Genomic DNA, 8,407 nt, shown 5'->3' on the forward strand with positions numbered 1-8,407 from the left:
GTTTCTGCTCGAGGAGTGACCCATGGTTGCCGCATTGCTTGATCGTCTTGGTGTGAACCCGGCCCTGTACCAGAACGGCAAAGTGCCGGTGCATTCGCCCATCGACGGTAGTCGGATTGCCGCCGTGAACTGGGAAGGCGCCGCTGAAGTCGAGCAGCACATCAGTCGCGCAGATCATGCGTTCGAATTGTGGCGCAAGGTGCCGGCGCCGCGCCGTGGCGAACTGGTTCGTCAATTGGGCGACATCCTGCGCGAGTACAAGGCCGATCTCGGTGAGCTGGTTTCCTGGGAAGCCGGCAAGATCACTCAGGAAGGCCTGGGTGAAGTTCAGGARATGATCGACATCTGCGACTTCGCSGTCGGYCTGTCSCGYCAGTTGYACGGWYTGACCATCGCCTCCGARCGCCCYGGCCACSMCATGCGCGARACCTGGCAYCCGCTGGGCATCGTCGGCGTGATCAGCGCGTTCAACTTCCCGGTCGCCGTCTGGGCCTGGAACGCGACGCTGGCGCTGGTCTGCGGCAACCCGGTGATCTGGAAGCCGTCGGAGAAAACCCCGCTGACCGCGCTGGCCTGTCAGGCGCTGTTCGACCGTGTCCTGAAGAACTTCAGCGACGCCCCGCCGCACCTGAGCCAAGTGATCATCGGTGGTCGCGATGCAGGCGAAGCCCTGGTCGATGACCCGCGTGTCGCGCTGATCAGCGCTACCGGCAGCACCCGCATGGGCCGCGAAGTGGCGCCGAAAATCGCCGCACGTTTCGCCCGTAGCATTCTGGAACTGGGCGGTAATAACGCGATGATCCTCGGCCCAAGCGCCGATCTGGACATGGCCGTACGGGCGATTCTGTTTAGCGCCGTCGGCACTGCCGGTCAGCGTTGCACCACCTTGCGTCGCCTGATTGCCCACGAATCGGTGAAAGAAGAAATCGTCACCCGCCTGAAAGCCGCTTACTCCAAGGTGCGCATCGGCCATCCACTGGAAGGCAACCTGATCGGGCCGCTGATCGACAAACACAGCTTCGACAACATGCAGGACGCGCTGGAGCAAGCCTTGAGCGAAGGCGGCCGGGTGTTTGGCGGCCAGCGTCAGCTGGAAGACAAATTCCCCAACGCTTACTACGTTTCACCAGCCATCGTCGAAATGCCGGAACAAAGCGATGTGGTGCGCGACGAAACCTTCGCGCCAATTCTGTACGTGATCGGTTACACCGATTTCGAAGAGGCATTGCGCCTGAACAACGCCGTGCCACAAGGCCTGTCGTCGTGCATCTTCACCACCGACGTGCGTGAAGCCGAGCGGTTCATGTCGGCGGTGGGCAGCGATTGCGGCATTGCCAACGTCAACATCGGCCCGAGCGGCGCGGAAATCGGCGGCGCGTTCGGCGGCGAGAAGGAAACGGGCGGCGGTCGTGAGTCGGGCTCCGATGCATGGCGCGGGTACATGCGCCGCCAGACCAACACCGTGAACTATTCGCTGGAATTGCCGTTGGCTCAGGGGATTACGTTCGATTAAGCAGCAAGCGACAAGCTGTTGATCGATCGTTCCCACGCTCTGCGCGGGAACGATCGATGGTGTGTTGGTTAGGTTTCATTTTCGGAGTCTGGCAATGCCGTTACGCGAAGAGTGTCTGTGGGAAAAACTGACGCCGCAAAGGCCCGACAATGCGGCGCTCAAGGGTGAGGTGACGGTGGATGTCTGCGTCATCGGTGCCGGTTTCACCGGGCTGTCGGCGGCGGTGCATCTGCTGGAGCAAGGCAAAAGTGTCTGTGTGCTGGAAGCGCATCGCGCCGGCCATGGCGGGTCGGGGCGTAACGTCGGGCTGGTCAACGCGGGGATGTGGATTCCTCCGGACGAAATCGAAGCCGGTTTTGGCAAGGCGGTCGGCAGTCAGCTCAACCGTATGCTCGGAGCCGCGCCGTCGCTGGTGTTCAGCCTGGTCGACAAATACAACATCGATTGCCAGTTGCGCCGCGAAGGCACGCTGCACATGGCGCACAACGCGCGTGGCGAGGCGGACCTGCGCAGTCGCGAAGAACAATGGAAACGTCGTGGGGCACCGGTGGAATTGTTGACCGGAGCTGCCTGCGAACAAGCCACGGGCACCCGGAAGATCGCCGCCGCGCTGCTCGACCGGCGTGCCGGCACGATCAACCCGATGGCCTACACCACGGGGCTGGCCAACGCGGCTATCGGCCTTGGCGGTCAGTTGTTCGATCATTCCCCGGTGACCCGACTCGAACGTCAGGGCCAGCGCTGGTCGGTGCAGACCGCCCAGGGTTCGGTGCTGGCCGAACAGGTGGTGATCGCCTCCAATGCCTATACCGAAGGCGACTGGACGGAGCTGCGTCGCAACTTCTTCCCCGGTTATTACTATCAAGTGGCTTCGGTGCCGCTGACCGAAGACGCCGCGCAGCAAATTCTGCCCGGTGGTCAGGGTTCCTGGGACACCCGGCAAGTGCTCAGCAGCATCCGTCGTGATGCCGAGGGGCGGTTGTTGCTCGGCAGTCTCGGCAATGGCAACCAGAAACCGACCTGGTTCCTCAAAGCCTGGGCCGATCGGGTTCAGCAGCATTACTTCCCCTACCTGAAACCGGTGGAATGGGAATGCACCTGGACCGGTTGCATCGCCTTCACCCCCGATCATTTGATGCGCCTGTTCGAGCCGGCACCGGGTCTGGTGGCCGTTACTGGTTACAACGGTCGAGGCGTGACCACCGGCACAGTGGTCGGCAAAGCCTTCGCCGACTACTTGTGTAACGGAAATCCTCAAGCCCTGCCGATTCCCTTCGCACCCATGCAGCCATTGGCGGGCGTGGGGCTGCGAAGCTGCCTGTATGAGGCCGGTTTTTCGCTGTATCACGCGGGCCAGTGCCTGCGGATCGTGATCTGATTGTTGAAATATGTTGCTGGAAGCAGCGCTTTTCAGCGAAGCGGCTAGCCTGTAATGGTGCGGGTTGTAGCAGTTGTGCACCGGCAGTGTGCAGTTCGGTGACGCGGGCTGTTACAGGCAGGTTGCACATCGTTTGGCGCTGCGGTTGCAATGATGGCGCATGCGGGTTGCGCCTTTTGAAATAAATGGTTTCACCTCCCGCGGTTTAGACGGTTGCACGCCCAATGAAAATGGGATCGAAACAGTCGAAATAACAAGAAAGCAGCGACTTTTTTCAGAATAAAAAACCGATGGCACGGCCCTTGCTCTGAGCATTCAGTGAAGTCGCAGTGCCAACTAAAAAAAACCTTGGAGCACCACCTCATGTCCCAGACGTTTTACAAGAAAGGCTTTCTGGCCCTCGCAGTGGCAGCTGCGTTGGGTGTTTCTGCGTTTGCACAGGCTGATGTGAAAATCGGTGTGGCCGGCCCTATGACAGGCGCCAACGCGGCATTTGGCGAGCAGTACATGAAGGGTGCACAGGCAGCCGCTGATGCGGTCAACGCCGCCGGCGGTGTCAACGGGGAAAAAATCGTACTGGTCAAAGGCGATGACGCCTGCGAGCCGAAGCAGGCTGTGACGGTCGCCAAAGACCTGACTGAAAAGAAAGTCGTTGGTGTGGTAGGTCACTTCTGCTCCTCGTCGACCATCCCTGCCTCCGAGATCTACGATGAAGCCGGCATCATCACGATCACCCCAGGTTCCACCAACCCCAAGGTGACCGAGCGCGGCCTGAGTGCCATGTTCCGCATGTGCGGGCGTGACGACCAGCAAGGTATCGTGGCTGGCGACTATATCGTCGACGTGCTCAAGGGCAAGAAAGTCGCCGTGCTGCACGACAAGGACACCTATGGCCAAGGCTTGGCAGATGCCACCAAGGCTCAACTGATCAAGCGCGGCGTAACGCCAGTGCTGTATGAAGGCCTGACTCGCGGCGAGAAAGACTTCAGCGCCGTCGTCACCAAGATCCGTGCGGCCGGTGCCGACGTCGTCTACTTCGGCGGCTTGCACCCGGAAGCCGGTCCACTGGTTCGGCAACTGCGTGAACAGGGCCTCAAAGACGTCAAGTTCATGTCCGATGACGGCATCGTGACTGACGAACTGGTGACCACCGCCGGTGGCCCACAGAACGTTGATGGCGTACTGATGACCTTCGGCGCCGACCCACGTCTGCTGCCAGACAGCAAGACCGTGGTAGACGCCTTCCGCAAGGCCGGCACCGAACCTGAAGGCTACACCCTGTACGCCTACGCTTCGGTCCAGACCCTGGCCGCAGCGTTCAATGGCGCCAAATCCAACAAGGGCGAAGACGCTGCCAAATGGCTGAAAGCCAACCCGGTCAAGACCGTCATGGGCGAGAAGACCTGGGACAGCAAGGGCGACCTGAAAGTCTCCGACTACGTGGTTTACAAGTGGGACAAGGACGGCAAATACCACCAGCTGGAAAAACAGAAGTGATATGAGCGGTTGATCTGCCCGGCGCCTTGCGCGCCGGGCAGTCCTGAAACATGTCCGTGCAGTACCTGTCTTTTCTCGTAGAGCTGCACACAACCGAGTTGCGCCGGCGGCTGAACCCCGGTCCGTCGCACCCGGCTTCTGTGCAGTCTCTCAAGTGCGTGAGATTGCGTTATGGATGGTATTTTCCTGCAGCAACTGGTCAACGGCCTGACCCTCGGGTCGGTCTATGGCCTGATCGCCATCGGCTACACAATGGTCTATGGCATCATCGGCATGATCAACTTCGCCCATGGCGAGGTTTACATGATCTCTGCGTACCTCGCGGCGATCAGTCTGGCTCTGCTGGCTTACTTCGGTATTGAATCCTTCCCGCTGCTGATGCTCGGCACCCTGGTTTTCACCATCATCGTCACCGCGGTGTATGGCTGGGTCATTGAGCGTGTCGCTTACAAACCGCTGCGCAACTCCACCCGACTGGCACCGCTGATCAGCGCCATCGGTATTTCCCTGATCCTGCAAAATTATGCACAGATCAGTCAGGGTGCCCGTCAACAGGGTGTACCAACACTGCTGACCGGTGCATGGCGAGTTGAAGTCGGGAGCGGCTTCGTTCAACTCACCTACACCAAAATCTTCATTCTGGTTGCCGCATTCGTCGGCATGGGCTTGCTGACCTATGTCATCAAGTACACCAAACTCGGCCGCATGTGCCGCGCCACCCAGCAAGACCGCAAGATGGCTTCGATCCTGGGGATCAACACCGATCGGGTGATTTCCTACGTGTTCATCATCGGTGCGGCGATGGCGGCCCTGGCCGGTGTGCTGATCACCATGAACTACGGCACGTTCGACTTCTACGCAGGCTTCGTCATCGGGATCAAGGCGTTCACTGCGGCAGTGCTCGGCGGGATCGGCTCACTGCCCGGCGCCATGCTGGGGGGGATCATTCTCGGGATCTCCGAGTCGCTGTTCTCGGGGCTGGTCAACTCGGATTACAAAGACGTTTTCAGCTTCTCGCTGCTCGTTCTTGTTCTGGTCTTTCGGCCTCAAGGCCTGCTTGGCCGTCCTCTTGTGTCGAAGGTGTAAGCGATGTCTTCAACCACTAAAACCATTGATGTCAAAAAAAGCCTGGTTGACGCGATTCTTGCCGGCCTCATCGCCCTGATTGTGTTCGGCCCGATTGTTGGTGTGGTCCTCGACGGCTACGGCTTCAACCTGCAGCCGACGCGCGTGGCGTGGATAGTCGCCATTGTCATGGCTGGCCGCTTTGCCCTGAGCCTGTTCTTGCAAACCCCCAAAGGCCTGAGAATTCTCGAAGGCTTCGAGAGCACCGGTTCCGGGGTTCATGTTCTGGCGCCTGATYACAAATCCCGGTTGCGCTGGGTCGTCCCGCTGGTGATCGTTGTCGCCGTGGTATTCCCGTTCTTCTCCAACTCTTACCTGTTGGGCGTGGTCATCCTTGGGTTGATCTACGTGCTGCTGGGCCTGGGTCTGAACATCGTGGTCGGTCTGGCTGGCCTGCTCGACCTGGGTTATGTGGCGTTCTATGCCATCGGCGCTTACGGCCTGGCGCTCGGTTACCAATACCTGGGGCTGGGCTTCTGGACGGTGCTGCCTTTGGCGGCGATCACTGCCGGGCTGGCGGGGTGCATCCTGGGTTTCCCGGTGCTGCGTCTGCACGGCGACTATCTGGCAATCGTGACCCTGGGCTTTGGTGAAATCATCCGGTTGATCCTCAACAACTGGTTGTCCCTGACCGGTGGCCCGAATGGCATGGCGGCGCCGTTGCCAACTTTCTTCGGTCTCGAATTCGGAAAGCGGGCGAAGGACGGCGGGGTACCTTTTCATGAGTTCTTCGGCATCGCCTACAACCCGGACGTGAAGTACTACTTCATTTATGCGGTGTTGTTCCTGGTGGTGCTGGCCGTGCTGTACATCAAGCATCGCTTGACCCGCATGCCGGTCGGTCGCGCATGGGAAGCTTTGCGTGAAGACGAAATCGCCTGTCGCTCCATGGGTCTGAATCACGTACTGGTCAAACTGTCGGCGTTCACCATCGGCGCATCGACAGCGGGCCTGGCCGGCGTGTTTTTCGCGACCTATCAGGGCTTTGTGAACCCGACCTCATTCACCTTCTTCGAATCGGCATTGATCCTCGCCATCGTGGTACTTGGCGGCATGGGTTCGACCATCGGCGTGGTGATGGCAGCATTCGTGTTGACCGTCGCTCCAGAACTGCTGCGCGGCTTCGCTGAATATCGCGTGCTGCTGTTCGGCATCCTGATGGTGTTGATGATGATTTGGCGACCGCGCGGCCTGATCCGGATCAGCCGTACCGGTGTGACCCCGCGTAAAGGAGTAGCGCCATGAGTGAAGTCGTACTCTCGGTCGAGAACCTGATGATGCACTTCGGTGGCATCAAGGCGTTGAGTGACGTCAGCCTGAAGGTCAAGCGCAACTCGATCTTCGCGTTGATCGGCCCCAACGGCGCGGGCAAGACCACTGTGTTCAACTGCTTGACCGGGTTCTATAAAGCGTCCGGCGGGCATATCGAGCTCAACACCCGTGGGGTGAAGACCAACGTCATCAAAATGCTCGGGGAGCCGTTCAAGGCAACCGATTTCGTTTCGCCGAAAAGCTTCATCAGCCGGCTCCACTACAAGATGTTCGGTGGCACGCACCTGATCAACCGTGCCGGTCTGGCGCGGACTTTCCAGAACATTCGCCTGTTCAAGGAGATGTCGGTACTGGAAAACCTGCTGGTAGCCCAGCACATGTGGGTCAACCGCGGCATGCTGGCCGGCATCCTCAACACCAAGGGTTATCGCAAGGCCGAAAGCGATGCACTGGACCACGCCTTCTACTGGCTGGAAGTGGTGGACCTGGTGGACTGCGCCAACCGTCTGGCCGGTGAACTGTCCTATGGTCAGCAACGCCGTCTGGAGATCGCCCGGGCCATGTGTACCCGGCCGCAGATCATCTGCCTCGACGAACCGGCCGCCGGCCTCAACCCTCAGGAAACCGAAGCGCTGAGCGCGATGATCCGGCTGCTGCGTGACGAGCATGATCTGACCGTGGTGTTGATCGAGCACGACATGGGCATGGTCATGAGCATTTCCGACCACATCGTGGTGCTGGACCACGGCGTTGTCATCGCCGAGGGCGGGCCTGATGCGATCCGACACGATCCGAAAGTGATTGCCGCCTATCTGGGCGCCGACGAAGAGGAACTGGTATGAGTCAACCGATCCTCGAACTGAAAGAGATCGACGTGTTCTACGGACCGATCCAGGCCCTGAAGAAAGTCTCGTTGCACATCAATGAAGGGGAGACCGTCAGCCTGATCGGCTCCAACGGTGCCGGCAAGTCGACCCTGCTGATGTCGATTTTCGGTCAGCCACGGGCGACTGACGGGCAAATCGTCTATCAGGGTGTGGATATCACTCACAAGTCGTCCCACTACATCGCCTCCAACGGTATCGCTCAGTCGCCGGAAGGCCGCCGGGTGTTCCCCGACATGACCGTCGAGGAAAACCTGCTGATGGGCACCATCCCGATCGGTGACAAGTACGCCGCCGAGGACATGGAGCGCATGTTCGAGCTGTTTCCGCGGCTCAAGGAACGGCGTAACCAGCGGGCCATGACCATGTCCGGTGGTGAGCAGCAAATGCTCGCCATTGCCCGGGCGTTGATGAGCCGCCCCAAGCTGTTGCTGCTCGATGAGCCGAGCCTGGGGCTGGCGCCGATTGTGGTGAAACAGATCTTCGCGACCCTGCGGGAACTGGCCAAGACGGGCATGACCATCTTTTTGGTGGAGCAGAACGCCAACCATGCCCTCAAGCTGTCGGACCGGGCGTACGTGATGGTCAACGGGCAGATCCGCCTCACCGGCACCGGCAAGGAGCTGCTGGTGAACGAGGAGGTGCGTAACGCCTATCTCGGCGGGCACTAAACCGAAGAGCCTGGAAAACGCCCTGACGAACTCAGGGCGTTTTTTTATGCCCGCACAATCCCTACAC

At 59.8% G+C, this 8,407-nt stretch carries 7 protein-coding genes; all 7 read left to right on the forward strand.

Annotation, left to right across the window (positions count from 1 at the left end; translation table 11 throughout):
• Positions 1-22 precede the first annotated feature (22 nt).
• On the forward strand, positions 23-1,513 hold the full coding sequence (gene amaB / locus AC1DLB_RS00230; protein ID WP_477784461.1) for an L-piperidine-6-carboxylate dehydrogenase: 1,491 nt from the start codon (positions 23-25) through the stop codon (positions 1,511-1,513).
• Positions 1,514-1,607: 94 nt separating this feature from the next.
• Entirely contained in the window at positions 1,608-2,891 is a 1,284-nt protein-coding gene (gene amaA, locus AC1DLB_RS00235; RefSeq protein WP_018928480.1) for an L-pipecolate oxidase, read from the forward strand.
• A 363-nt stretch (positions 2,892-3,254) separates the two neighbouring features.
• A complete protein-coding gene (locus AC1DLB_RS00240; protein ID WP_018928479.1) occupies positions 3,255-4,388 on the forward strand; it encodes a branched-chain amino acid ABC transporter substrate-binding protein in 1,134 nt (377 codons plus the stop codon).
• Between the two features lie 171 nt (positions 4,389-4,559).
• Positions 4,560-5,474 (forward strand): ABC transporter permease subunit, encoded by a 915-nt coding sequence (locus AC1DLB_RS00245; RefSeq protein ID WP_007939055.1) that lies wholly within the window; start codon positions 4,560-4,562, stop codon positions 5,472-5,474.
• Between the two features lie 3 nt (positions 5,475-5,477).
• Positions 5,478-6,758, forward strand: coding sequence for a high-affinity branched-chain amino acid ABC transporter permease LivM (gene livM, locus AC1DLB_RS00250; protein ID WP_477784462.1), 1,281 nt, complete (start codon positions 5,478-5,480; stop codon positions 6,756-6,758).
• Positions 6,755-7,627, forward strand: a complete 873-nt coding sequence (locus AC1DLB_RS00255; RefSeq protein WP_018928477.1) for an ABC transporter ATP-binding protein — start codon at positions 6,755-6,757, stop codon at positions 7,625-7,627. The genes livM and AC1DLB_RS00255 overlap by 4 nt, the downstream gene beginning before the upstream one ends.
• Entirely contained in the window at positions 7,624-8,340 is a 717-nt protein-coding gene (locus AC1DLB_RS00260; protein ID WP_086944073.1) for an ABC transporter ATP-binding protein, read from the forward strand. The genes AC1DLB_RS00255 and AC1DLB_RS00260 overlap by 4 nt, the downstream gene beginning before the upstream one ends.
• Positions 8,341-8,407: the final 67 nt, after the last annotated feature.

This window comes from Pseudomonas sp. 05N434, assembly GCF_056396965.1.